21 protein-coding genes and 4 tRNA genes are annotated in these 26138 nt (G+C 61.4%); all 25 read left to right on the plus strand.

Going from position 1 to position 26138, the window contains the following annotated elements:
* Window positions 1-1563: 1563 nt before the first annotated feature.
* The 25 genes from HW466_RS29595 (at window position 1564) to rplV (ending at window position 26127) form a co-directional block, all read left to right on the plus strand.
* A tRNA-Tyr gene (locus HW466_RS29595) sits at window positions 1564-1649 on the plus strand.
* Window positions 1650-1692: 43 nt separating this feature from the next.
* Window positions 1693-1766, plus strand: a tRNA-Gly gene (locus tag HW466_RS29600).
* Between the two features lie 25 nt (window positions 1767-1791).
* Window positions 1792-1866, plus strand: a tRNA-Thr gene (locus HW466_RS29605).
* A gap of 65 nt (window positions 1867-1931) precedes the next feature.
* On the plus strand, window positions 1932-3122 hold the full coding sequence (gene tuf, locus HW466_RS29610; RefSeq protein ID WP_034209732.1) for an elongation factor Tu: 1191 nt from the start codon (window positions 1932-1934) through the stop codon (window positions 3120-3122).
* A 59-nt stretch (window positions 3123-3181) separates the two neighbouring features.
* A tRNA-Trp gene (locus tag HW466_RS29615) sits at window positions 3182-3257 on the plus strand.
* Between the two features lie 42 nt (window positions 3258-3299).
* Entirely contained in the window at window positions 3300-3680 is a 381-nt protein-coding gene (gene secE / locus HW466_RS29620) for a preprotein translocase subunit SecE (RefSeq protein ID WP_006482892.1), read from the plus strand.
* Between the two features lies 1 nt (window position 3681).
* Window positions 3682-4239 carry a transcription termination/antitermination protein NusG gene (nusG, locus tag HW466_RS29625; RefSeq protein ID WP_006400672.1) on the plus strand — a complete coding sequence of 186 codons (558 nt, stop codon included), beginning with the start codon at window positions 3682-3684 and terminating at the stop codon, window positions 4237-4239.
* A gap of 140 nt (window positions 4240-4379) precedes the next feature.
* Window positions 4380-4811: a 50S ribosomal protein L11 gene (gene rplK / locus HW466_RS29630; protein WP_006400671.1), complete on the plus strand. Its 432-nt coding sequence runs from the start codon at window positions 4380-4382 to the stop codon at window positions 4809-4811.
* Window positions 4812-5510, plus strand: a complete 699-nt coding sequence (gene rplA, locus HW466_RS29635; RefSeq protein ID WP_040143027.1) for a 50S ribosomal protein L1 — start codon at window positions 4812-4814, stop codon at window positions 5508-5510.
* A gap of 308 nt (window positions 5511-5818) precedes the next feature.
* Window positions 5819-6316: a 50S ribosomal protein L10 gene (gene rplJ / locus HW466_RS29640; RefSeq protein ID WP_059448627.1), complete on the plus strand. Its 498-nt coding sequence runs from the start codon at window positions 5819-5821 to the stop codon at window positions 6314-6316.
* A 63-nt stretch (window positions 6317-6379) separates the two neighbouring features.
* Window positions 6380-6754: a 50S ribosomal protein L7/L12 gene (gene rplL / locus HW466_RS29645; protein ID WP_021161757.1), complete on the plus strand. Its 375-nt coding sequence runs from the start codon at window positions 6380-6382 to the stop codon at window positions 6752-6754.
* A gap of 377 nt (window positions 6755-7131) precedes the next feature.
* On the plus strand, window positions 7132-11238 hold the full coding sequence (gene rpoB, locus HW466_RS29650) for a DNA-directed RNA polymerase subunit beta (RefSeq protein WP_059448626.1): 4107 nt from the start codon (window positions 7132-7134) through the stop codon (window positions 11236-11238).
* A 21-nt stretch (window positions 11239-11259) separates the two neighbouring features.
* Window positions 11260-15501 carry a DNA-directed RNA polymerase subunit beta' gene (gene rpoC / locus HW466_RS29655; RefSeq protein WP_059448625.1) on the plus strand — a complete coding sequence of 1414 codons (4242 nt, stop codon included), beginning with the start codon at window positions 11260-11262 and terminating at the stop codon, window positions 15499-15501.
* Between the two features lie 244 nt (window positions 15502-15745).
* Entirely contained in the window at window positions 15746-17593 is a 1848-nt protein-coding gene (gene recQ, locus HW466_RS29660) for a DNA helicase RecQ (protein WP_174906012.1), read from the plus strand.
* Window positions 17594-17830: 237 nt separating this feature from the next.
* Complete coding sequence (gene rpsL, locus HW466_RS29665; RefSeq protein ID WP_006400662.1) at window positions 17831-18211, plus strand: 30S ribosomal protein S12; 381 nt, start codon at window positions 17831-17833, stop codon at window positions 18209-18211.
* A gap of 172 nt (window positions 18212-18383) precedes the next feature.
* The gene (gene rpsG, locus HW466_RS29670) at window positions 18384-18854 is read left to right on the plus strand and encodes a 30S ribosomal protein S7 (RefSeq protein WP_034209730.1); all 471 of its coding nucleotides are present in this window, start codon (window positions 18384-18386) and stop codon (window positions 18852-18854) included.
* 123 nt (window positions 18855-18977) lie between these two features.
* Window positions 18978-21080: an elongation factor G gene (fusA, locus tag HW466_RS29675; RefSeq protein ID WP_059448623.1), complete on the plus strand. Its 2103-nt coding sequence runs from the start codon at window positions 18978-18980 to the stop codon at window positions 21078-21080.
* A gap of 41 nt (window positions 21081-21121) precedes the next feature.
* Window positions 21122-22312 (plus strand): elongation factor Tu, encoded by a 1191-nt coding sequence (gene tuf, locus HW466_RS29680; protein ID WP_034209732.1) that lies wholly within the window; start codon window positions 21122-21124, stop codon window positions 22310-22312.
* Between the two features lie 285 nt (window positions 22313-22597).
* The gene (rpsJ, locus tag HW466_RS29685) at window positions 22598-22909 is read left to right on the plus strand and encodes a 30S ribosomal protein S10 (protein WP_004199280.1); all 312 of its coding nucleotides are present in this window, start codon (window positions 22598-22600) and stop codon (window positions 22907-22909) included.
* Window positions 22910-23087: 178 nt separating this feature from the next.
* The gene (gene rplC, locus HW466_RS29690; RefSeq protein WP_006752926.1) at window positions 23088-23738 is read left to right on the plus strand and encodes a 50S ribosomal protein L3; all 651 of its coding nucleotides are present in this window, start codon (window positions 23088-23090) and stop codon (window positions 23736-23738) included.
* Window positions 23738-24358: a 50S ribosomal protein L4 gene (gene rplD, locus HW466_RS29695; RefSeq protein WP_040143046.1), complete on the plus strand. Its 621-nt coding sequence runs from the start codon at window positions 23738-23740 to the stop codon at window positions 24356-24358. Before rplC ends, rplD begins: the two co-directional genes overlap by 1 nt.
* Window positions 24355-24669 (plus strand): 50S ribosomal protein L23, encoded by a 315-nt coding sequence (gene rplW, locus HW466_RS29700; protein ID WP_004199275.1) that lies wholly within the window; start codon window positions 24355-24357, stop codon window positions 24667-24669. Before rplD ends, rplW begins: the two co-directional genes overlap by 4 nt.
* 2 nt (window positions 24670-24671) lie before the next feature.
* Window positions 24672-25499, plus strand: a complete 828-nt coding sequence (rplB, locus tag HW466_RS29705) for a 50S ribosomal protein L2 (protein ID WP_040143048.1) — start codon at window positions 24672-24674, stop codon at window positions 25497-25499.
* A 10-nt stretch (window positions 25500-25509) separates the two neighbouring features.
* Window positions 25510-25785, plus strand: coding sequence for a 30S ribosomal protein S19 (gene rpsS, locus HW466_RS29710; protein WP_004199273.1), 276 nt, complete (start codon window positions 25510-25512; stop codon window positions 25783-25785).
* Window positions 25786-25797: 12 nt separating this feature from the next.
* Entirely contained in the window at window positions 25798-26127 is a 330-nt protein-coding gene (gene rplV / locus HW466_RS29715) for a 50S ribosomal protein L22 (protein ID WP_004199272.1), read from the plus strand.
* The last annotated feature ends 11 nt before the right edge of the window (window positions 26128-26138 follow it).

Here is a 26138-nt window from a genome sequence, read left to right on the forward strand (position 1 = left end):
CGGGGGTTTTTGCATTTGGCGCGGCGCAAATGTGCGCGGAGGTAACCAAACCTCTCCGCGGGGCGCTCGAGCGGCGCACCCTGATCCCCGCTTCATCATCCCGAACCCATCCCCGCCTTCATCGCTGCAATTTCCGGCCACACAGACCGCTCGTACCGCTTCGACAAAAGCCTTCGTCAGGGCACTTTTTCGTTGAATGCCGGTGACTCTGTTCGAGGCGCCAGTTTGCCGGTGTTGACCGGCTGATCTGATCGGGAAATCCAAGGCGGCTCGACGCCACACGAGCGTGTCCAGTTGGCGCTCGAATGGCTGTCGAAAGTTCCGTAGTACCTTCCGCAGACGCCAGCCGCCGTGGTGTTGGAGGGGGGCGAGTTTGCCTGCTAGTCGCCTCAGAAGACCACTCCGTGGTCTCTATCGACCGCCACCTATCCGTCCTTGAACGCACGGGTATTGTCGGTGACTGAATGCGTTGTGGCCGCCAAACAGCGGCGACCCTTCCTGCCGCACGAAGGCTTGCCGCCGTCCGATCGATGCCGGTCGACCGTGATGCGCATGTGTCGCTGTCCAGTGCGGAATGCTCGCCGATACAAATCGGTGGAGCCAAAACCGGCCTCGGCCTCGATTCAACATGAGTATCACCAGGCCCGAGGGGCCGATGTTGAGGTGCCCGTGTCGAGCGTTAGTCTCGCTGGTGCTTAATCCGCAAGAGGCATCGCGAGGACATCGTTCAATGTCGACACAAGAACCGATCGTCGACGCCCGATGCTTCGCCGCCGCCTACATCGCGACAATGCCAGGGCGCGTTGAGGCTGCGGAAGCGGTCGCCTACGTATTGTGACGAACGCCTATCGACGCACCTCGTGATGCCAGCTGGCGAGACGATGAGGCCATCCGGGCCGGAGACCAAAGCTCGGCTCGCCTCGACGTCCCGGCGGCCACATCGCGTGCGCATCGCTGTCGCGGCGAACGTTCAGCGATGCAGCACCTATTGCGCCGACTCGTTGTGCAAGGCGATCAACACAAGAGTCTGGCCAGGCTCCTGCTGAGGATCCGCACCACGCATCTGATACCCGCGTTGTTCCTCGGACATTCAGCCCGTTCAGCGCGGATTCACGCTCGCTGTGGAGGAGGTGAGCGGCGGCGCTAAGTCGGTAATCCGGCGTCAGTGTGCCGGACGTCCTTGCCTCCGTCCCGGCTGCTCCCGCCTTGGCGACATACGGGCGCGTCGCCTCTGATCAATTCGTGCGACCCGGGCATGTGCCGCAGGCTCCATAAATACCGCTCGGCATGGAAATTGCGGATTTTTTGCGTCTACCCGCTTGGCATTATGCTCGGGAGGCCGTATGATGGCGGTCTTTCGTTTTCAGCAAAGATGCAAATCGACGCTGAAAGCGGGGGCTGACGAAGATGTGGATGCCGATAGGCAATCCTCCTGTACTTGCCTTAGCCGGGCGGGTGTGGGCGTCGGGTGAATCGCTCAGGTGCGCTGGAAGAGAATGAAAATAATCTTCGGGATGTGCTTGACAACAGTGCGATGCACCCCCATAATCGTCAGTTCTCTACGGAGGGGTGCCCGAGTGGCTAAAGGGGGCAGACTGTAAATCTGTTGGCTTACGCCTACGTTGGTTCGAATCCAACCTCCTCCACCAGAACATCAGCGCAGAGAGCGGTAAGGAATCGTTAGTGGCCCGTGCGGGTGTAGCTCAATGGTAGAGCAGAAGCCTTCCAAGCTTACGACGAGGGTTCGATTCCCTTCACCCGCTCCAGTCCGTGTAGTTGAAGCGTAATAGCGCCCATGTGGCTCAGTGGTAGAGCACTCCCTTGGTAAGGGAGAGGTCGGCAGTTCGATCCTGCCCATGGGCACCAGCAGTAAAAAGTCAGTGTCTGTTTGCGCGCGGCGCAACATGTGAAATTCCTTTCGGGAGTTGAAAATGGCCAAGGAAAAGTTTGAGCGGACCAAGCCGCACGTCAACGTTGGTACGATTGGTCACGTCGACCACGGCAAGACGACGCTGACGGCAGCGATCACGACGGTTCTGACGAAGAAGTTCGGCGGCGAAGCGAAGGCGTACGACCAGATCGACGCGGCACCGGAAGAAAAGGCGCGCGGCATCACGATCAACACGGCACACGTCGAGTACGAAACGGCAAACCGCCACTACGCACACGTCGACTGCCCGGGCCACGCTGACTACGTGAAGAACATGATCACGGGCGCGGCACAGATGGACGGCGCGATCCTGGTTTGCTCGGCAGCAGACGGCCCGATGCCGCAAACGCGTGAGCACATCCTGCTGGCGCGTCAGGTTGGCGTTCCGTACATCATCGTGTTCCTGAACAAGTGCGACATGGTGGACGACGCTGAACTGCTCGAGCTGGTCGAGATGGAAGTTCGCGAACTGCTGTCGAAGTACGACTTCCCGGGCGACGACACGCCGATCGTGAAGGGTTCCGCAAAGCTGGCGCTGGAAGGCGACACGGGCGAGCTGGGCGAAGTGGCGATCATGAACCTGGCAGACGCACTGGACACGTACATCCCGACGCCGGAGCGCGCGGTTGACGGCGCGTTCCTGATGCCGGTGGAAGACGTGTTCTCGATCTCGGGCCGCGGTACGGTGGTGACGGGTCGTGTCGAGCGCGGCATCATCAAGGTCGGCGAGGAAATCGAAATCGTCGGTATCAAGCCGACGGTGAAGACGACCTGCACGGGCGTTGAAATGTTCCGCAAGCTGCTGGACCAAGGTCAGGCAGGCGACAACGTGGGTATCCTGCTGCGCGGCACGAAGCGTGAAGACGTGGAGCGTGGCCAGGTTCTGGCGAAGCCGGGTTCGATCACGCCGCACACGCACTTCACGGCTGAAGTGTACGTGCTGAGCAAGGACGAAGGCGGCCGTCACACGCCGTTCTTCAACAACTACCGTCCGCAGTTCTACTTCCGTACGACGGACGTGACGGGCTCGATCGAGCTGCCGAAGGACAAGGAAATGGTGATGCCGGGCGACAACGTGTCGATCACGGTGAAGCTGATCGCTCCGATCGCGATGGAAGAAGGTCTGCGCTTCGCAATCCGCGAAGGTGGCCGTACCGTCGGCGCCGGCGTCGTCGCCAAGATCATCGAGTAAGCCAGTTATTCGTTGATCGACAGTTTTGGGGCTGGCGGCAGCCGGCCCCAACATGGTTTAGGGGTATAGCTCAACTGGCAGAGCGTCGGTCTCCAAAACCGAAGGTTGGGGGTTCGATTCCCTCTGCCCCTGCCAAAAATCGCCACGTGTCCCACGTGGCATTTGTTTTAAGGTGTTATGGCGAATCCATCCGTCGAAACTGTAAATACCTCCGGCGATAAGCTGATGCTGGCCCTGGGCGTATTGCTGGTCTTGGCCGGATTCGTGGGCTTCTTCTGGCTGGCCAACCAGCAGTGGTATGTCCGCGGTGCCGCATTGGCGGTAGGTATCATCGCCGGCGTGGCCGTCGGTCTGATGTCCGCACCTGGCAAGAGCCTCATCGCGTTTGCCAAGGATTCGTACAAGGAAGTCCGCAAGGTCGTTTGGCCCACCCGCAAGGAAGCAACGCAAACCACACTCGTCGTGTTCGGTTTCGTGCTCGTGATGGCGATTTTCCTCTGGTTGAGTGACAAATCGATCGAATGGGTGATTTTCTCGGCGATTCTGGGTTGGAAATGATATGAGCGATACTCCGGCATCCCCGAGCGGAAAGCGTTGGTACGTCGTGCACGCCTACTCCGGTATGGAGAAGAGCGTGCAGCGCGCGCTTCAGGAGCGCATCGAACGTGCTGGCATGCAGGATAAATTCGGTCAGATCCTGGTCCCGACCGAAGAAGTGGTCGAAGTCAAAGGCGGCCACAAGGCAGTAACCGAGCGTCGTTTCTTCCCCGGCTACGTGCTGGTGGAGATGGAGATGACGGACGAAACGTGGCACCTCGTGAAGAACACCGCGAAGGTCACGGGTTTCGTCGGCGGTGCGCGTAACCGCCCGACCCCGATTTCCCCGAAGGAAGTCGAAAAGATCATGTCGCAGATGCAGGAAGGCGTCGAGAAGCCGCGCCCGAAGACCCTGTTCGAAGTCGGCGAGATGGTGCGTGTCAAGGAAGGTCCGTTCACGGACTTCAACGGCACCGTCGAGGAGGTCAACTACGAAAAATCGCGCGTGCGTGTGTCGGTCACCATCTTTGGCCGCTCTACCCCGGTCGAACTCGAGTTCGGTCAGGTCGAAAAAGTTTGATCCCGATTCGGTGGGCAGCCTCGGCTGCCCACCTTCGCGCTTACGGCTCGCGTTATGGCCGTTGAGGAGCGTCAGTAGCCAGCGGCGAACGCGCGTTATCACTCACCGAACGCCGTCTGGCGTTCCAACGAGGTTTACAAATGGCAAAGAAGATTGTCGGCTTTATCAAGCTGCAGATTCCTGCAGGTAAAGCCAACCCGTCGCCGCCGGTCGGTCCGGCACTGGGCCAGCGCGGCCTGAACATCATGGAGTTCTGCAAGGCGTTCAACGCGCAGACTCAAGGCATGGAGCCGGGTCTGCCGGTGCCGGTGGTCATCACGGCATACGCTGACAAGAGCTTCACGTTCGTGATGAAGACGCCGCCGGCGACCGTCCTGATCAAGAAGGCGGCGAAGGTGGACAAGGGCTCGAGCAAGCCGCACACCGACAAGGTCGGTTCGATCACGCGCGCTCAAGCCGAAGAAATCGCGAAGACCAAGATGCCGGACCTTACGGCAGCTGATCTGGACGCAGCCGTTCGCACCATCGCTGGTAGCGCACGCTCGATGGGCATCACTGTGGAGGGCGTGTAAATGGCTAAGATCTCCAAGCGCCGTCAGGCATTTGCCGCCAAGGTCGACCGTCAGAAGCTGTACGCGATCGAAGACGCACTGGCACTCGTGAAGGAATGCGCGAGCGCGAAGTTCAACGAGTCGATCGACGTCGCAGTCCAGCTCGGCATCGATGCGAAGAAGTCGGACCAGGTCGTTCGTGGTTCGGTCGTTCTGCCGGCAGGTACGGGCAAGTCGGTTCGCGTTGCCGTGTTCGCACAAGGCGACAAGGCCGAGCAGGCTCGTGCAGCAGGCGCGGAAATCGTCGGTATGGAAGACCTGGCTGAGCAGATCAAGGCTGGCCAGATGGACTTCGACATCGTGATCGCTTCGCCGGACACGATGCGTATCGTCGGTACGCTCGGTCAGATCCTGGGCCCGCGCGGCCTGATGCCGAACCCGAAGGTCGGCACGGTCACGCCGGACGTCGCGACTGCAGTCAAGAACGCGAAGGCTGGTCAGGTGCAATTCCGTGTCGACAAGGCCGGTATCATCCACGCGACCATCGGCCGTGCATCGTTCGAAGCAGACGCACTGCGTTCGAACCTGTCGGCACTGATCGAAGCGCTGCAGAAGGCCAAGCCGGCAACGAGCAAGGGCGTCTACCTGCGCAAGATCGCACTGTCGAGCACGATGGGTGTCGGCGTGCGTGTCGACCAGGCTACGCTGGCAGCGCAGTAAGCAAGTATTCGGGCCGCTTCGTTCGCGAAGCGGTCTACATGGGCTTTGGGCGGTTGTTCGTGCAGCATGGCGGGCAACCGGTTATCAAAGACCGTTGGTGGGACGCAGCAGGCAGGCGATCCCTTAATTCAAGCCAACGCAGATGGCGAACCCGAAAAAGTTTTGCAGTGGTGAAGCCGCAGGTCGTGAAGCGATTCACGGCGTGAGGTGGAAATACTCCTAACGAGGTCGGACGCCGTTGTTGAACGAGGTACGTGAGGTTTCGGCCATGCCGGCCGCGCCGAACGTATCGTTTCTGGAGGCTAACCGTGCCGCTTAATAGAGAAGACAAGCAAGCCGTCGTCGCTGAGGTTGCCGCGCAAGTCGCGAAGGCCCAGACCGTTGTGCTGGCTGAGTATCGTGGAATTGCGGTTGGCGATCTGACCAAGCTGCGCGCGAAAGCGCGTGAGCAACAGGTTTACCTGCGCGTGTTGAAGAACACGCTGGCGCGTCGCGCTGTTGAAGGTACGCCTTTTGCTCCGCTGGCAGAGCAGATGACTGGCCCCCTGATCTACGGCATCTCGGAAGATGCAATTGCTGCTGCCAAGGTCGTCAACGACTTCAGCAAGAGCAATGACAAGTTGGTCATCAAGGCTGGTTCGTTCGATGGCAAGGTGATGGACAAGGCTGGCGTGCAAGCGCTGGCAAGCATCCCGAGCCGTGAAGAACTGCTCTCGAAGCTGCTGTTCGTTATGCAAGCGCCTGTTTCGGGCTTCGCGCGTGCTCTTGCCGCGCTGGCCGAGAAGAAGCAAGCGGAAGCTGCGTAATCGAGCGTGCATCAGCGTCACTGATCGCTGGCTGTATCCGAATTCAATTTAGGAGTATTTCAAATGGCAATCGCAAAAGAAGACATCCTGGCAGCAGTCGAAGGGATGACCGTTCTGGAACTGAACGAACTGGTCAAGGCGTTCGAAGAGAAGTTTGGCGTGTCGGCAGCTGCAGTGGCAGTCGCTGGCCCGGCAGGCGGCGGCGCTGCTGCTGCAGCAGAAGAGAAGACCGAATTCACGGTCGTTCTGGCTGAAGCAGGCAGCAACAAGGTTGCAGTCATCAAGGCAGTTCGCGAACTGACGGGCCTGGGCCTGAAGGAAGCGAAGGACGTCGTTGACGGCGCACCGAAGGCTGTCAAGGAAGGCGTCGACAAGGCTGCTGCTGAAGAAGCCAAGAAGAAGCTGGAAGAAGCTGGCGCGAAGGTCGAAGTCAAGTAAGTTTCGACGCGCTGTGCGAAGGCTGGCGGTATTTTCACCGCCGGCCTTTTTGTGCTTTGTGGGGACGTTATTCTGGCACTCATTCGGAAGCCCGAATAACCGGCCCCAGAGGCCAAAGAAAACCGCCTGATCGTAATCAATGGTCACGACTGGCGTTTCTCTTTGTCTTCTGAAGCGACTGCAGAAGGCAAGTTTGGTCGGGTAGCGGGCAACACAGGCATCCGCTGCCGTCAGCCAGCGGTTGGTAGCGGCCAACCACCAAGCTTCTCGGCTCGTTCAAGCCATCGGGCGGCCATCGGGTCTCAGTCGGTGAACACTCGGGTTCGAAACGTCCAGGTATCCCGCCTCGACAGCACCCGCCGTGATTCGGAGATCGTATGCAATATTCCTTCACCGAGAAGAAGCGCATTCGCAAGAGTTTCGCGAAGCGCCCCATCGTTCACCAAGTTCCGTTCTTGCTGGCCACCCAGCTTGAATCATTCAGCACGTTTCTGCAAGCCGATGTGCCTGGTACGCAACGCAAGCCTGAAGGTTTGCAAGCCGCATTCACATCGGTATTTCCCATTGTTTCGCACAACGGCTTCGCGCGCCTCGAGTTCGTGAGCTATGCGTTGTCCGCGCCGGCATTCAACATCAAGGAATGCCAGCAGCGTGGCCTGACGTACTGCTCCGCGCTGCGCGCGAAGGTCCGCCTCGTCATCCTCGACAAGGAATCGCCGAACAAGCCGGTTGTCAAGGAAGTGAAGGAGCAGGAAGTGTACATGGGCGAAATTCCGCTCATGACGCCGACGGGCTCGTTCGTCATCAACGGCACCGAGCGTGTCATCGTCTCGCAGCTGCACCGTTCGCCGGGCGTGTTCTTCGAACACGACAAGGGCAAGACGCACAGCTCGGGCAAGCTGCTGTTCTCGGCACGGATCATTCCGTACCGCGGCTCGTGGCTCGACTTCGAATTCGATCCGAAGGACATCCTGTACTTCCGCGTCGACCGTCGCCGCAAGATGCCGGTCACGATCCTGCTGAAGGCCATCGGCCTCACGCCGGAACAGATCCTCGCGAACTTCTTCGTGTTCGACAACTTCACGCTGATGGACGAAGGCGCGCAACTCGAGTTCGTGCCCGAGCGCCTGCGTGGTGAAGTCGCGCGTTTCGACATCACGGATCGCGACGGCAAGGTCATCGTCCAGAAGGACAAGCGGATCAACGCGAAGCACATTCGCGACCTCGAAGCCGCGAAGACCAAGTTCATCTCGGTGCCGGAAGACTATCTGCTCGGCCGCGTGCTGGCGAAGAACGTCGTCGACGGCGACACCGGCGAAGTGATCGCGACCGCGAACGACGAAATCACCGAAAGCGTGCTCGAGAAGCTGCGCGAAGCGGGCATCAAGGAAATCCAGACGCTCTACACGAACGATCTGGACCAGGGCCCGTACATCTCGTCGACGCTGCGTGTCGACGAAACGACCGACAAGACGGCCGCGCGCATCGCGATCTACCGCATGATGCGTCCGGGCGAGCCGCCGACCGAAGAAGCGGTCGAGGCGCTGTTCAACCGTCTGTTCTACAGCGAAGAAGCGTACGACCTGTCGAAGGTCGGCCGCATGAAGTTCAACCGCCGCGTCGGCCGTGACGAGATCGTCGGCCCGATGACGCTGCAGGACGACGACATCCTCGCGACGATCAAGATCCTCGTCGAGCTGCGCAACGGCAAGGGCGAAGTGGACGACATCGACCACCTCGGCAACCGTCGCGTGCGTTGCGTCGGCGAACTGGCGGAAAACCAGTTCCGCGCAGGTCTCGTGCGTGTCGAGCGCGCGGTCAAGGAACGCCTCGGCCAGGCCGAAAGCGAAAACCTGATGCCGCACGACCTGATCAACTCGAAGCCGATTTCGTCGGCGATCCGCGAGTTCTTCGGTTCGTCGCAGCTGTCGCAGTTCATGGACCAGACCAACCCGCTGTCGGAAATCACGCACAAGCGCCGCGTTTCCGCACTGGGCCCGGGCGGTCTGACGCGCGAACGCGCAGGCTTCGAAGTTCGTGACGTGCACCCGACCCACTATGGCCGCGTGTGCCCGATCGAAACGCCGGAAGGTCCGAACATCGGTCTGATCAACTCGCTCGCGCTGTACGCGCACCTGAACGAGTACGGCTTCCTCGAGACGCCGTACCGCAAGGTCGTGGACGGCAAGGTGACCGACCAGATCGACTACCTGTCGGCGATCGAGGAAGGCCGCTACATGATCGCCCAGGCGAACGCCGCGATCGACGAAGACGGCCGACTGATCGACGAACTCGTGTCGTCGCGTGAAGCCGGCGAAACGATGATGGTCACGCCGGACCGCATCCAGTACATGGACGTCGCGCCGTCGCAGATCGTGTCGGTCGCAGCTTCGCTGATCCCGTTCCTCGAGCACGACGACGCGAACCGTGCACTGATGGGCTCGAACATGCAGCGTCAGGCCGTGCCGTGTCTGCGTCCGGAAAAGCCGGTCGTCGGTACGGGCATCGAGCGCACCTGCGCGGTCGACTCGGGCACGACGGTTCAGGCGTTCCGCGGCGGCGTCGTCGACTATGTCGACGCAGGCCGTATCGTGATCCGCGTGAACGACGACGAAGCGGTCGCAGGTGAAGTCGGTGTCGACATCTACAACCTGATCAAGTACACGCGTTCGAACCAGAACACGAACATCAACCAGCGTCCGATCGTGAAGATGGGCGACAAGGTCTCGCGCGGCGACGTGCTGGCCGACGGCGCATCGACGGACCTGGGCGAGCTCGCGCTCGGCCAGAACATGCTGATCGCGTTCATGCCGTGGAACGGCTACAACTTCGAGGACTCGATCCTGATCTCGGAGAAGGTCGTGGCCGACGATCGCTACACGTCGATCCACATCGAAGAGCTGAACGTCGTTGCACGCGACACGAAGCTCGGGCCGGAAGAAATCACGCGCGACATCTCGAACCTGGCGGAAGTCCAGCTCGGCCGTCTCGACGAATCGGGCATCGTGTACATCGGTGCGGAAGTCGAAGCGGGCGACGTGCTGGTCGGCAAGGTCACGCCGAAGGGCGAGACCCAGCTGACGCCGGAAGAGAAGCTGCTGCGCGCGATCTTCGGCGAGAAGGCTTCGGACGTGAAGGACACGTCGCTGCGCGTGCCGTCGGGCATGAGCGGCACCGTGATCGACGTCCAGGTGTTCACGCGTGAAGGCATCCAGCGCGACAAGCGTGCGCAACAGATCATCGACGACGAACTGAAGCGCTACCGTCTCGACCTGAACGACCAGCTGCGCATCGTGGAAGGCGACGCGTTCCAGCGTCTGGCACGCATGCTCGTGGGCAAGGTCGCGAACGGCGGTCCGAAGAAGCTCGCGAAGGGCACGAAGATCGACCAGGCTTACCTGGAAGACCTCGACCACTACCACTGGTTCGACATCCGCCTCGCGGACGACGAAGCAGCGGCATCGCTCGAAGCGATCAAGAACTCGATCGAGGAAAAGCGTCACCAGTTCGATCTGGCGTTCGAAGAGAAGCGCAAGAAGCTCACGCAAGGCGACGAACTGCCGCCGGGCGTGCTGAAGATGGTCAAGGTGTACCTTGCGGTGAAGCGCCGCCTGCAGCCTGGCGACAAGATGGCAGGCCGTCACGGTAACAAGGGTGTCGTGTCGAAGATCGTCCCGATCGAAGACATGCCGTACATGGCCGACGGCCGTCCGGCAGACGTCGTGCTGAACCCGCTCGGCGTGCCGTCGCGGATGAACGTGGGTCAGGTTCTGGAAGTGCACCTCGGCTGGGCCGCGAAGGGCCTCGGCTGGCGTATCGGCGAAATGCTGCAGCGCCAGGCGAAGATCGAGGAACTGCGCGTGTTCCTGACGAAGATCTACAACGAGTCGGGCCGCCAGGAAGATCTGGAAAGCTTCACCGACGACGAGATCCTCGAACTCGCGAAGAACCTGCGCGAAGGCGTGCCGTTCGCGACGCCGGTGTTCGACGGTGCGACCGAGGAAGAAATGGGCAAGATGCTCGACCTCGCGTTCCCGGACGACATCGCGCAGCAGCTCGACATGAACCCGTCGAAGAACCAGGTCCGCCTGTACGACGGCCGCACGGGCGAGCCGTTCGAACGTCGCGTGACGCTCGGCTACATGCACTACCTGAAGCTGCACCACCTGGTCGACGACAAGATGCACGCGCGTTCGACCGGCCCGTACTCGCTCGTCACGCAGCAGCCGCTGGGTGGTAAGGCGCAGTTCGGTGGTCAGCGTTTCGGTGAAATGGAAGTGTGGGCACTCGAAGCGTACGGCGCGTCCTACGTGCTGCAGGAAATGCTGACGGTGAAGTCGGACGACGTGACCGGCCGGACGAAGGTGTACGAAAACCTCGTCAAGGGCGATCACGTGATCGATGCAGGCATGCCGGAATCCTTCAACGTGCTCGTGAAGGAAATCCGCTCGCTCGGTATCGACATCGATCTCGACCGCAATTAATCGGACTACGGAGAGAAGGCAATGAAAGCTCTGCTCGATCTATTCAAGCAAGTCCAACAGGAAGAAGTTTTCGACGCGATCAAGATCGGTCTGGCCTCGCCGGACAAGATCCGTTCGTGGTCGTTCGGTGAAGTGAAGAAGCCGGAGACCATCAACTACCGTACGTTCAAGCCGGAACGCGATGGTCTGTTCTGCGCGAAGATCTTCGGGCCGATCAAGGACTACGAGTGCCTGTGCGGCAAGTACAAGCGTCTGAAGCACCGCGGCGTGATCTGCGAGAAGTGCGGCGTCGAAGTGACGCTGGCGAAGGTGCGTCGCGAACGGATGGGCCACATCGAGCTGGCCTCGCCGGTCGCGCACATCTGGTTCCTGAAGTCGCTGCCGTCGCGTCTGGGCATGGTGCTCGACATGACGCTGCGCGACATCGAACGCGTGCTGTACTTCGAAGCGTACGTGGTGATCGAACCGGGCATGACGCCGCTGAAGGCGCGGCAGATCATGACCGAAGAGGATTACTACAACAAGGTCGAGGAATACGGCGACGAATTCCGTGCCGAGATGGGCGCGGAAGGCGTGCGTGAACTGCTGCGCGCGATCAACATCGACGAGCAGGTCGAGACGCTGCGCACCGAGCTGAAGAACACCGGCTCGGAAGCGAAGATCAAGAAGTACGCGAAGCGCCTGAAGGTCCTCGAGGCATTCCAGCGCTCGGGCATCAAGCCCGAGTGGATGATCCTCGAAGTGCTGCCGGTGCTGCCGCCGGAACTGCGTCCGCTTGTGCCGCTGGACGGCGGCCGTTTCGCGACGTCGGACCTGAACGACCTGTATCGCCGTGTGATCAACCGTAACAACCGGTTGAAGCGTCTGCTCGAGCTGAAGGCGCCTGAAATCATCGTCCGCAACGAAAAGCGGATGCTGCAGGAAGCCGTCGACTCGCTGCTCGACAACGGTCGTCGCGGCAAGGCGATGACGGGCGCGAACAAGCGTCCGCTGAAGTCGCTCGCCGACATGATCAAGGGCAAGGGCGGTCGTTTCCGTCAGAACCTGCTGGGCAAGCGCGTCGACTACTCGGGCCGTTCGGTCATCGTGGTCGGCCCGACGCTGAAGCTGCACCAGTGCGGTCTGCCGAAGCTGATGGCGCTGGAACTGTTCAAGCCGTTCATCTTCAACAAGCTGGAAGTGATGGGCGTCGCGACGACCATCAAGGCTGCGAAGAAGGAAGTCGAGAACCAGACGCCGGTGGTGTGGGACATCCTCGAAGAGGTGATCCGCGAGCACCCGGTGATGCTGAACCGTGCGCCGACGCTGCACCGTCTCGGTATCCAGGCGTTCGAGCCGGTGCTGATCGAAGGCAAGGCGATCCAGCTGCACCCGCTCGTCTGCGCGGCATTCAACGCCGACTTCGACGGTGACCAGATGGCCGTTCACGTGCCGCTGTCGCTCGAAGCGCAGATGGAAGCGCGCACGCTGATGCTGGCGTCGAACAACGTGCTGTTCCCGGCCAACGGCGATCCGTCGATCGTGCCGTCGCAGGATATCGTGCTGGGTCTGTACTACGCGACCCGCGAAGCGATCAACGGCAAGGGCGAAGGCCTGACGTTCACCGGCGTGTCGGAAGTGATCCGCGCGTACGAGAACAAGGAAGTCGAGCTGGCATCGCGCGTCAACGTGCGGATCACCGAAATGGTCCGCAACGAAGACACGTCGGAAGGCGCGCCGGAATTCGTGCCGAAGATCACGCTGTACGCGACGACCGTCGGTCGCGCGATCCTGTCGGAGATCCTGCCGCACGGCCTGCCGTTCTCGGTGCTGAACAAGCCGCTGAAGAAGAAGGAAATCTCGCGCCTGATCAACACCGCGTTCCGCAAGTGCGGTCTGCGTGCGACGGTCGTGTTCGCCGATCAGCTGATGCAGTCGGGTTTCCGCCTGGCGACGCGTGCCGGCATTTCGATCTGCGTGGACGACATGCTCGTGCCGCCGCAGAAGGAAACGATCGTCGGCGACGCCGCGAAGAAGGTGAAGGAGTACGACCGCCAGTACATGTCGGGTCTCGTCACCGCGCAGGAACGCTACAACAACGTGGTCGACATCTGGTCGGCAACGTCGGAAGCGGTCGGCAAGGCGATGATGGAGCAGCTGTCGACGGAGCCGGTGATCGACCGCGACGGCAACGAGACGCGCCAGGAGTCGTTCAACTCGATCTACATGATGGCCGACTCGGGCGCCCGGGGTTCGGCGGTGCAGATTCGTCAGCTGGCCGGTATGCGAGGCCTGATGGCGAAGCCGGACGGCTCGATTATCGAGACGCCGATTACCGCGAACTTCCGCGAAGGCCTGAACGTGTTGCAGTACTTCATCTCGACCCACGGCGCACGTAAGGGTCTGGCTGATACGGCACTGAAGACGGCAAACTCGGGTTACCTGACGCGTCGTCTGGTCGACGTCACGCAGGATCTGGTGGTAGTCGAGGACGATTGCGGCACGTCGAACGGCGTGGCGATGAAGGCGCTGGTCGAAGGCGGTGAAGTCGTCGAGGCACTGCGCGACCGTATCCTCGGCCGCGTCGCGGTCGCGGACGTCGTGAACCCGGAAACGCAGGAAACGCTGTACGAATCGGGCACGCTGCTCGACGAAACGGCGGTCGAGGAAATCGAACGCCTCGGCATCGACGAAGTGCGCGTGCGCACGCCGCTGACCTGCGAAACGCGTTACGGTCTGTGCGCGGCCTGCTACGGCCGTGACCTTGGCCGCGGCTCGCTCGTGAACGTCGGCGAAGCAGTCGGCGTGATCGCTGCACAGTCGATCGGTGAACCGGGCACGCAGCTGACGATGCGTACGTTCCACATCGGTGGTGCGGCATCGCGTGCGGCAGTGGCGTCGTCGGTCGAAGCGAAGAGCAACGGTATCGTGCGCTTCACGGCGACGATGCGTTACGTCACCAACGCGAAGGGCGAGCAGATCGTCATTTCGCGTTCGGGCGAGGCGCTGATCACCGACGACATCGGCCGCGAGCGCGAACGTCACAAGATCCCGTACGGCGCGACGCTGCTGCAGCTCGACGGCGCGGCGATCAAGGCCGGCACGCAGCTGGCGACGTGGGATCCGATGACGCGTCCGATCATCACCGAGTACGGTGGTACGGTGAAGTTCGAGAACGTCGAGGAAGGCGTGACCGTCGCGAAGCAGATCGACGACGTGACCGGCCTGTCGACGCTGGTCGTGATCGACGTGAAGCGTCGCGGTTCGCAAGCTTCGAAGAGCGTGCGTCCGCAGGTGAAGCTGCTCGACGCGAACGGCGACGAAGTGAAGATCCCGGGCACGGAACACGCGGTGCAGATCGGCTTCCAGGTCGGCGCACTGATCACCGTGAAGGACGGCCAGCAGGTGCAGGTGGGTGAAGTGCTCGCCCGTATCCCGACCGAAGCGCAGAAGACGCGTGACATTACCGGCGGTCTGCCGCGGGTGGCGGAACTGTTCGAAGCGCGTTCGCCGAAGGATGCCGGCATTCTCGCGGAAGTCACCGGCACGACGTCGTTCGGCAAGGACACGAAGGGCAAGCAGCGTCTCGTCATCACGGACCTCGAAGGCAATCAGCACGAGTTCCTGATCGCGAAGGAAAAGCAGGTGCTGGTCCACGATGCTCAGGTCGTCAACAAGGGCGAAATGATCGTGGACGGCCCGGCCGATCCGCACGACATCCTGCGTCTGCAGGGTATCGAGGCGCTGTCGCGCTACATCGTCGACGAAGTGCAGGACGTGTATCGTCTGCAGGGCGTGAAGATCAACGACAAGCACATCGAGGTGATCGTTCGCCAGATGCTGCGTCGTGTGCAGATCACCGACAACGGTGATACGCGCTTCATCCCGGGCGAACAGGTCGAGCGTTCCGACATGCTGGACGAGAACGACCGCATGATCGCCGAAGGCAAGCGCCCGGCGTCGTACGACAACGTGCTCCTCGGTATCACGAAGGCGTCGCTGTCGACCGACTCGTTCATCTCGGCGGCATCGTTCCAGGAAACGACCCGCGTGCTGACCGAAGCGGCGATCATGGGCAAGCGCGACGATCTGCGCGGCCTGAAGGAAAACGTGATCGTCGGCCGTCTGATTCCGGCCGGTACGGGTCTCGCGTTCCACAAGGCACGCAAGGCGAAGGAGATGTCCGACCGCGAGCGTTTCGACCAGATCGCAGCGGAAGAGGCATTCGACTTCGGCACGCCGAGCGCGCCCGCGGAAGAGCCGCAACACCCGGCAGCCGAATAAGCGCGGGGCGGCGCGAGCCGCCTTGTGCTGCGTATTCGCTGTCATCGAAACCGCCCGGTTCGCCGGGCGGTTTTTTTTGTCCGTCGTTCACGTGCATGACGGGCTTGCCGCACGCTTGCGCAGACCCGTCATGCGCGCGCGCGAACCCTGTCCGATTGGCCAACGTTGCACGATTCGCCGCGCGCTACGCGAGCGGGTTGTTAAAATCGCGGTCATCGTTCTGCCGTCCTCGTTCTCATCATTCATGTCCCGCGCCCTCGAAATCCTCGACGAAGTCTTCGGTTACTCCGCATTTCGCGGCCAGCAGGGCGAGATCGTCGAACACGTCGCCGGCGGCGGCGATTGCCTCGTGCTGATGCCGACGGGCGGCGGCAAGTCGCTGTGCTACCAGATTCCGGCGCTGCTGCGGCGCGAAGCCGGGCACGGCGCCGGCATCGTGGTGTCGCCGCTGATCGCGCTGATGCAGGACCAGGTCGCCGCGCTCAGCGAGGTCGGCGTGCGCGCGGCCTATCTGAACTCGACGCTGTCGGGCGCCGAGGCCGCGGCGACCGAGCGCGCGCTGCGCGAGGGCGAGATCGACCTGCTGTACGTCGCGCCCGAACGGCTGATGACCGGGCGCTTCCTCGAGCTGCTCGAGCGCGCGAAGATCGGTCTGTTCGCGATCGACGAGGCGCATTGCGTGTCGCAATGGGGGCACGACTTCCGTCCCGAATACATCCAGCTGTCGGTGCTGCACGAGCGTTTCCCGTCGGTGCCGCGCATCGCGCTCACGGCCACCGCCGACGCGATCACGCGCGACGAGATCATCCATCGTCTCGCGCTCGACGACGCGCGAGTGTTCATCTCGAGCTTCGACCGGCCGAACATCCGTTACCGGATCGTCGAGAAGGACAACGCACGCGCGCAGCTGCTCGACTTCATCCGCGCGGAGCACACGAACGCGGACGGCACGACCGACGCGGGCGTCGTCTACTGCCTGTCGCGCCGCAAGGTCGAGGAAACGGCCGAATGGCTGAAGGCGCAGGGCGTGCGCGCGCTGCCGTACCACGCGGGGATGGAGTTCGAGGTGCGGCAGAAGCACCAGGAGATGTTCCAGCGCGAGGAAGGCATCGTGATGTGCGCGACCATCGCGTTCGGCATGGGCATCGACAAGCCGGACGTGCGCTTCGTCGCGCACCTTGATTTGCCGAAGAGCGTGGAAGGCTACTACCAGGAAACCGGCCGGGCGGGCCGCGACGGGATGCCGGCGAACGCATGGATGGCGTACGGGCTCGGCGACGTCGTCCAGCAGCGCAAGATGATCGACGAATCCGACGCGGACGATGCGCACAAGCGAGTGCAGACGTCGAAGCTCGATGCGCTGCTCGGGCTGTGCGAGACGATCTCGTGCCGGCGTGTGCGGCTTCTGAACTACTTCGGCGAGGCGAGCCAGCCGTGCGGCAACTGCGACACGTGCCTCGAGCCGCCCGATTCGTGGGACGCGACGCGGGAGGCGCAGATGGCGCTGTCCTGCGTATTCCGCGCGCAGCGAGCCAGCGGTTTCAATTTCGGGTCGAGTCATCTGATCGAAATCCTGCGCGGCGGCCGCACCGAGAAGGTGCTGCAGCGCGGCCACGATCAGCTCAGCACGTTCGGGATCGGCGCGTCGCTGTCGGAGCCCGAGTGGCGCGCGATTTTCCGGCAGCTCGTCGCGTATGGATACCTGGCGGTCGACCATGGCGGCTTCGGCGCGCTGATGCTGACCGAGGCCGCGAAGCCGGTGCTGAAGAACGAGGAGAAGGTCACGCTGCGCCGCTACGTGAAGCCGCAGCGCACGCGCCAGTCGTCGAGCCGCAGCGGCACGCGGGTCGACCCGACGGCCGGCATGGGCGCGCGCGAGCGCGCACGCTGGGACGCGCTGCGCGCGTGGCGCGCGGAAACCGCGAAATCCGACGGCGTGCCGGCCTACGTGATCTTCCACGATGCGACGCTGGCCGAAATCGCGCGCAACGCGCCGGAGACGATCGACGACCTGCGCCATATCCCCGGCATGGGCGTACGCAAGCTCGAACGCTTCGGCGACGAGATCATCGACGTCGTCGAATCGGCATGACACAGCCGTTCCGACCCTTCCGGTAAACCGCCCGCGCGGCTGGCGGATCACGCAAGCCGTTGACTTAGTTGGCATTTCCGGAATATCATGCTGGGTTCCGGTATTCGGTGGGCCGAGTCGCGTCGAAGTTTGTTCGCAGGTTCGTGCCCGTATCGCCGGTTCGGAAGTCAACTGTGCGTCGATTCTCGCTTTGCCCGAAATCGATGTGCAGATTTTGTTCAATTTCAGGAATAAACAATGCCAACCATCAACCAACTGGTTCGCAAAGGCCGTCAGTCGGAAACGACGAAGAGCAAGAGCCCGGCCCTGCAGGACTGCCCCCAGCGTCGCGGCGTGTGCACCCGTGTGTACACGACGACGCCGAAGAAGCCGAACTCGGCACTCCGTAAGGTTGCCAAGGTTCGTCTGACGAACGGCTTCGAAGTGATTTCGTACATCGGCGGTGAAGGCCACAACCTGCAGGAACACTCGGTTGTGCTGATCCGCGGCGGCCGTGTGAAGGACTTGCCGGGTGTGCGTTACCACATGGTTCGCGGCTCGCTGGATACCCAGGGCGTCAAGGACCGTAAGCAAGCGCGCTCGAAGTACGGCGCGAAGCGTGCAAAGGCTGCCAAGTAAGCAGTTTTTGATCAGGGATCGCCGCAAGGCGGTCAAGGCGGGAGTGCCGGATTGCCGGTGCTGTCGAGTAAGTGGTCACCCGGCCAAGCTGGTTAGTCGTGAAGATGTGATCGGGTTTGTTGGTGGCCGCGGAGCTGGTTGCAGCTCCAACTGAACAGGTAAAGGAAGAATCATGCCGCGTCGTCGCGAAGTCCCCAAGCGGGAAGTGTTGCCGGATCCGAAGTTCGGCAACGTTGATGTAGCCAAGTTCATGAACATGCTGATGCTGTCCGGCAAGAAGTCGGTCGCAGAACGCATCGTTTATGGCGCATTCGAACAAATCCAGACCAAGGGTGGCAAGGACCCGCTGGAAGTGTTCACCGTTGCGCTCAACAACGTGAAGCCGGTGGTCGAAGTGAAGAGCCGTCGCGTTGGTGGTGCCAACTATCAGGTTCCGGTCGAAGTGCGCCCGTCGCGTCGTATGGCATTGGCGATGCGCTGGCTGCGTGAGGCTGCGAAGAAGCGCAGCGAGAAGTCGATGGCTCTGCGTCTGGCAGGCGAACTCACCGAAGCGGCCGAAGGCCGTGGCGGCGCGATGAAGAAGCGCGATGAAGTTCACCGCATGGCAGAAGCCAACCGCGCGTTCTCGCATTTCCGTTTCTAAGCGCCTGGCTGGGCTGTTTGCGGAAATAAATTCCGGGCGGGTGCGCTTTTCAGGCGCCTCGCCCGTTTGTGTTGAAGCATGATGCAGCAGGGCTGCATCGTGTTATCCCAGTAGAGGATCAAAGTGGCTCGCAAGACTCCTATCGAGCGCTACCGCAATATCGGTATTAGCGCTCACATCGACGCCGGCAAGACGACGACGACCGAGCGCATTCTGTTTTACACCGGTGTGAACCACAAGATCGGTGAAGTCCACGACGGCGCAGCAACGATGGACTGGATGGAGCAGGAACAAGAGCGTGGCATCACGATCACGTCCGCTGCTACCACGGCCTTCTGGAAGGGCATGGGCGGCAACTATCCGGAACACCGCATCAACATCATCGACACCCCGGGCCACGTCGACTTCACGATCGAAGTGGAACGCTCGATGCGCGTGCTCGACGGCGCGTGCATGGTGTACTGCGCAGTGGGCGGCGTGCAGCCGCAGTCGGAAACGGTGTGGCGCCAGGCTAACAAGTACAAGGTGCCCCGTCTCGCGTTCGTCAACAAGATGGACCGTACCGGCGCGAACTTCTTCAAGGTCTACGACCAGCTCCGTCTGCGCCTGAAGGCGAACCCGGTTCCGGTCGTGGTGCCGATCGGCTCGGAAGAAAACTTCAAGGGCGTGGTCGACCTGATCAAGATGAAGGCGATCATTTGGGACGAAGCGTCGCAAGGCACGAAGTTCGACTACGTCGACATCCCGGCCGAGCTCGCGGACACCTGCAAGGAATGGCGCGAAAAGATGGTCGAAGCGGCTGCTGAAGCCAGCGAAGACCTGATGAACAAGTACCTGGAAGAAGGCGATCTGCCGGAAGCCGACATCGTCAAGGCGCTGCGCGACCGTACGATCGCGTGCGAAATCCAGCCGATGCTGTGCGGTACCGCGTTCAAGAACAAGGGCGTGCAGCGCATGCTCGACGCCGTGATCGACTTCCTGCCGTCGCCGGTCGACATCCCGCCGGTCAAGGGCGAGCTCGAAGATGGCGCAGAAGCCGAGCGCAAGGCGTCGGACGACGAGAAGTTCTCGTCGCTCGCGTTCAAGATCATGACCGACCCGTTCGTCGGCCAGCTGATCTTCTTCCGTGTGTACTCGGGCGTCGTCAACTCGGGCGACACGCTGCTGAACTCGACCAAGGGCAAGAAGGAACGCCTCGGTCGTATTCTGCAGATGCACGCGAACCAGCGTGAAGAAATCAAGGAAGTCCGTGCAGGCGACATCGCTGCTGCGGTCGGCCTGAAGGAAGCGACCACGGGCGACACGCTGTGCGATCCGGCACACCCGATCGTGCTCGAGCGCATGGTGTTCCCGGAGCCGGTGATTTCGCAGGCTGTCGAGCCGAAGACCAAGGCTGACCAGGAAAAGATGGGCCTCGCGCTGAACCGCCTGGCGCAGGAAGACCCGTCGTTCCGCGTGCAGACCGACGAAGAGTCGGGCCAGACCATCATTTCGGGCATGGGCGAGCTCCACCTCGAAATTCTGGTCGACCGGATGAAGCGTGAATTCGGCGTGGAAGCGACCGTCGGCAAGCCGCAGGTTGCATACCGCGAAACGATCCGTTCGACGGCGAAGGACGTCGACGGCAAGTTCGTCAAGCAGTCGGGTGGTCGCGGCCAGTACGGTCACGCGGTCATCACGCTCGAGCCGAACGAGCAGGGCAAGGGCTACGAGTTCTTCGACGAGATCAAGGGTGGTGTGATTCCGCGTGAATACATCCCGGCGGTCGACAAGGGTATCCAGGACACGCTGAAGTCGGGCGTGCTGGCTGGCTTCCCGGTCGTCGACGTGAAGGTTCACCTGACGTTCGGTTCGTACCACGACGTCGACTCGAACGAAAACGCGTTCCGCATGGCCGGTTCGATGGCGTTCAAGGAAGCGATGCGCAAGGCGAACCCGGTCGTCCTCGAGCCGATGATGGCTGTCGAAGTCGAGACGCCGGAAGACTACATGGGCAACGTGATGGGCGACCTGTCGGGCCGTCGCGGCATCGTCCAGGGCATGGAAGACATGGTCGGCGGCGGCAAGATCGTTCGCGCCGAAGTGCCGCTGTCGGAAATGTTCGGTTACTCGACGTCGCTGCGTTCGCTGACGCAAGGTCGTGCAACGTACACGATGGAGTTCAAGCACTACGCTGAAGCTCCGCGCAACGTTGCTGAAGCGATCATCAGCGCGAAGTCGAAGTAAATCTGTAGCTACCAACCGATATTTTTTGAAAGAAGAGAATCATGGCAAAAGAAAAGTTTGAGCGGACCAAGCCGCACGTCAACGTTGGTACGATTGGTCACGTCGACCACGGCAAGACGACGCTGACGGCAGCGATCACGACGGTTCTGACGAAGAAGTTCGGCGGCGAAGCGAAGGCGTACGACCAGATCGACGCGGCACCGGAAGAAAAGGCGCGCGGCATCACGATCAACACGGCACACGTCGAGTACGAAACGGCAAACCGCCACTACGCACACGTCGACTGCCCGGGCCACGCTGACTACGTGAAGAACATGATCACGGGCGCGGCACAGATGGACGGCGCGATCCTGGTTTGCTCGGCAGCAGACGGCCCGATGCCGCAAACGCGTGAGCACATCCTGCTGGCGCGTCAGGTTGGCGTTCCGTACATCATCGTGTTCCTGAACAAGTGCGACATGGTGGACGACGCTGAACTGCTCGAGCTGGTCGAGATGGAAGTTCGCGAACTGCTGTCGAAGTACGACTTCCCGGGCGACGACACGCCGATCGTGAAGGGTTCCGCAAAGCTGGCGCTGGAAGGCGACACGGGCGAGCTGGGCGAAGTGGCGATCATGAACCTGGCAGACGCACTGGACACGTACATCCCGACGCCGGAGCGCGCGGTTGACGGCGCGTTCCTGATGCCGGTGGAAGACGTGTTCTCGATCTCGGGCCGCGGTACGGTGGTGACGGGTCGTGTCGAGCGCGGCATCATCAAGGTCGGCGAGGAAATCGAAATCGTCGGTATCAAGCCGACGGTGAAGACGACCTGCACGGGCGTTGAAATGTTCCGCAAGCTGCTGGACCAAGGTCAGGCAGGCGACAACGTGGGTATCCTGCTGCGCGGCACGAAGCGTGAAGACGTGGAGCGTGGCCAGGTTCTGGCGAAGCCGGGTTCGATCACGCCGCACACGCACTTCACGGCTGAAGTGTACGTGCTGAGCAAGGACGAAGGCGGCCGTCACACGCCGTTCTTCAACAACTACCGTCCGCAGTTCTACTTCCGTACGACGGACGTGACGGGCTCGATCGAGCTGCCGAAGGACAAGGAAATGGTGATGCCGGGCGACAACGTGTCGATCACGGTGAAGCTGATCGCTCCGATCGCGATGGAAGAAGGTCTGCGCTTCGCAATCCGCGAAGGTGGCCGTACCGTCGGCGCCGGCGTCGTCGCCAAGATCATCGAGTAACATCGACGATCCGCGGGCTCCTCCGGGGTCCGCGATTCCACGGTAAGTAGTCGTACCGTCGAAACCGGGTGTCCAGTTTGATCTGGCACCCGGTTTTTCTTTGTGGCGTGCGCGTTGCTGCATTGACAAACACCCGCCACCACTCCGATTTTTCGTGTAGAATCGCGGGCTTAGCAGTGGAAGTACCGTTCGGAAGCTGGTGCCTCGCTCCCCGCAGGCAACAGGTTTCGCGTTCTTTTAGTGTCCGGCGATGCAACATCGCCTCGCTCTTTTCAAGGAATCGTCATGCAGCAACAGAAAATCCGCATTCGCCTGAAGGCTTTCGACTATCGTCTGATCGATCAATCGGCTGCCGAAATCGTCGATACCGCGAAGCGGACTGGCGCAATCGTCCGTGGCCCGGTGCCGCTGCCGACGCGCATCCAGCGTTTTGACATCCTGCGTTCGCCGCACGTCAACAAGACGTCGCGCGATCAGCTCGAAATCCGTACCCACCAGCGCCTGATGGACATCGTCGATCCGACCGACAAGACGGTTGACGCGCTGATGAAGCTCGACCTGCCGGCTGGCGTCGACGTGGAAATCAAGCTGCAGTAAGGCTTTCGGCGCCGTCCGGCTTGTCGGGTGGCGCTAAGTCTTTGTATTGCTTGCGGAAATCGAGAAGTCGGGCTATACTGCTTGGCTTTTCGCGTATTCGCGTAAAAAAGTTGGGCCTTGCGTGCCCGGCATTTTGTAAATCAGCCCCGACCAATCGCAGTCGGGAATGGAGAAAATGATGAGCCTTGGACTCGTAGGTCGCAAGGTTGGCATGACCCGTATCTTCACGGCTGAAGGGGATTCGATTCCCGTCACCGTGCTGGACGTGTCGGACAACCGCGTGACGCAGATCAAGACTGTTGAAACCGACGGCTACACGGCCGTGCAGGTTGCATTCGGCTCCCGCCGCGCATCGCGCGTGACGAAGCCGCTGGCAGGTCATCTCGCCAAAGCCGGTGTCGAAGCCGGTGAAATCCTCAAGGAATTCCGCATTGACGCGGCCAAGGCAGCCGAGCTGTCGAATGGCGCCGTGGTCGGTGCAGATCTTTTCGAAGTGGGCCAGAAGGTCGACGTGCAAGGCGTGTCGATCGGTAAGGGCTACGCTGGTACGATCAAGCGTTACAACTTCTCCTCCGGCCGTGCCACCCACGGTAACTCGCGCTCGCACAACGTGCCGGGCTCGATCGGTATGGCGCAGGATCCGGGTCGCGTTTTCCCGGGCAAGCGCATGACGGGTCACCTCGGTGACGTTACGGTGACGGTGCAGAACCTCGAAATCGCACGTATCGACGCAGAGCGCAAGCTGCTGCTCGTCAAGGGTGCGATTCCGGGCGCGAAGGGCGGCAAGGTTTTCGTGACGCCGGCCGTCAAGACCAAGGGGGCGAAATAATGGAACTCAAGCTCCTGAACGAAAATGGTCAGGAAGGTGCAGTGGTCAACGCGTCGGACGTCGTGTTCGGTCGTGACTACAACGAAGCGCTGATCCACCAGGTCGTCGTCGCGTACCAGGCGAATGCTCGCCAGGGTAACCGCGCACAGAAGGACCGCGAGCAAGTCAAGCACACCACCAAGAAGCCGTGGCGTCAGAAGGGTACGGGCCGTGCTCGTGCCGGTATGTCGTCGAGCCCGCTGTGGCGTGGCGGTGGTCGCATCTTCCCGAACTCGCCGGAAGAAAACTTCTCGCACAAGGTCAACAAGAAGATGCATCGCGCAGGTCTCTGCTCGATCTTCTCGCAGCTGGCCCGTGAAGGCCGTCTGTCGGTCGTCGAAGACATCGTCCTCGAAGCACCGAAGACCAAGCTGCTGGCCGACAAATTCAAGACCATGGGTCTCGACTCCGTTCTGATCATCACGGACACGGTCGACGAGAACCTGTACCTGGCTTCGCGCAACCTGCCGCACGTGGCGATTGTCGAGCCGCGCTACGCTGACCCGCTGTCGCTGATCTACTTCAAGAAAGTGCTGGTCACGAAGGCTGCGGTCGCCCAGATCGAGGAGTTGCTGTCATGAGCGAGATTCGCAAGAACGATCATCGTTTGATGCAGGTCCTGCTCGCACCGGTGATTTCCGAGAAGGCGACGCTGGTTGCCGACAAGAACGAGCAAGTCGTGTTCGAAGTCGCACCGGATGCCACGAAGCAGGAAGTGAAGGCGGCTGTCGAGCTGCTGTTCAAGGTTGAAGTTGATTCGGTCAACGTGCTGGTTCAGAAGGGCAAGCAAAAGCGCTTCGGCCGTTCGATGGGCCGCCGCAAGGACGTGAAGAAGGCGTACGTTTGCCTGAAGCCCGGCCAGGAAATCAACTTTGAAGCGGAGGCCAAGTAATCATGGCAATCGTGAAAGTTAAACCGACTTCGCCGGGTCGCCGCGCGATGGTCAAGGTGGTCAACAAGAATCTGCACCAGGGCAAGCCGTACGCGGCACTGCTCGACTCGCAGAGCTCGACCGCCGGCCGTAACAACAACGGTCGCATCACCACCCGTCACAAGGGCGGTGGTCACAAGCATCACTATCGTATCGTCGATTTCCGTCGCACGAAGGATGGCATCCCGGCAAAGGTCGAGCGTCTCGAGTACGACCCGAACCGCAGCGCGAACATCGCGCTGGTGCTCTACGCAGACGGCGAGCGTCGCTACATCATCGCCCCGAAGGGCCTGACCGTCGGCCAACAGCTGATGTCGGGTTCGGAAGCGCCGATCCGTGCAGGCAACACGCTGCCGATCCGCAACATTCCGGTCGGTACGACGATCCACTGCATCGAGATGCTGCCGGGCAAGGGCGCGCAAATGGCGCGTTCGGCTGGCACGTCGGCCATGCTGCTCGCACGTGAAGGCGTCTACGCGCAGGTTCGTCTGCGTTCGGGCGAAATCCGCCGCGTGCACATCGAGTGCCGTGCAACGATCGGTGAAGTCGGCAACGAAGAGCATAGCCTGCGCCAGATCGGCAAGGCTGGCGCGAACCGCTGGCGCGGTATCCGCCCGACGGTGCGTGGCGTTGCGATGAACCCGGTTGATCACCCGCACGGTGGTGGTGAGGGCAAGACGGCTGCAGGTCGCGATCCGGTGAGCCCGTGGGGTACGCCGGCCAAGGGTTACCGCACCCGCAGCAACAAGCGCACGACGACGATGATCGTCCAGCGCCGTCACAAGCGTTAAGGAGTAGGCAATGGCACGTTCTGTAAAAAAAGGTCCGTTCTGCGACGCCCATTTGCTGAAGAAAGTTGAGGCGGCTGCAGCTTCGCGCGACAAAAAGCCGATCAAGACCTGGTCGCGTCGCTCGACGATTCTGCCGGATTTCATCGGCCTGACGATCGCTGTTCACAACGGCCGTCAACACGTTCCGGTGTACATCTCGGAAAACATGGTCGGCCACAAGCTTGGCGAGTTCGCACTGACCCGTACGTTCAAGGGTCACGCAGCCGACAAGAAGGCCAAGAAATAAGGGGCAATCAAGATGGAAGTGAAAGCAATTCATCGCGGTGCCCGCATCTCGGCGCAAAAAACGCGCCTTGTGGCTGACCAGATCCGCGGTTTGCCGGTCGACAAGGCGCTGAACGTTCTGACGTTCTCGCCGAAGAAGGCGGCTGGCATCGTGAAGAAGGTTGTGCTGTCGGCAATCGCGAATGCGGAGCACAACGAAGGCGCTGATATCGACGAGCTCAAGATCAAGAGCATCTACGTCGACAAGGCTGCATCGCTCAAGCGTTTCACCGCGCGCGCCAAGGGCCGCGGTAACCGCATCGAGAAGCAATCCTGTCACATCACTGTGACGGTCGGGAATTAAGGAGCCATACG

Source organism: Burkholderia territorii, assembly GCF_902833055.1.
GTDB lineage: Bacteria > Pseudomonadota > Gammaproteobacteria > Burkholderiales > Burkholderiaceae > Burkholderia > Burkholderia territorii.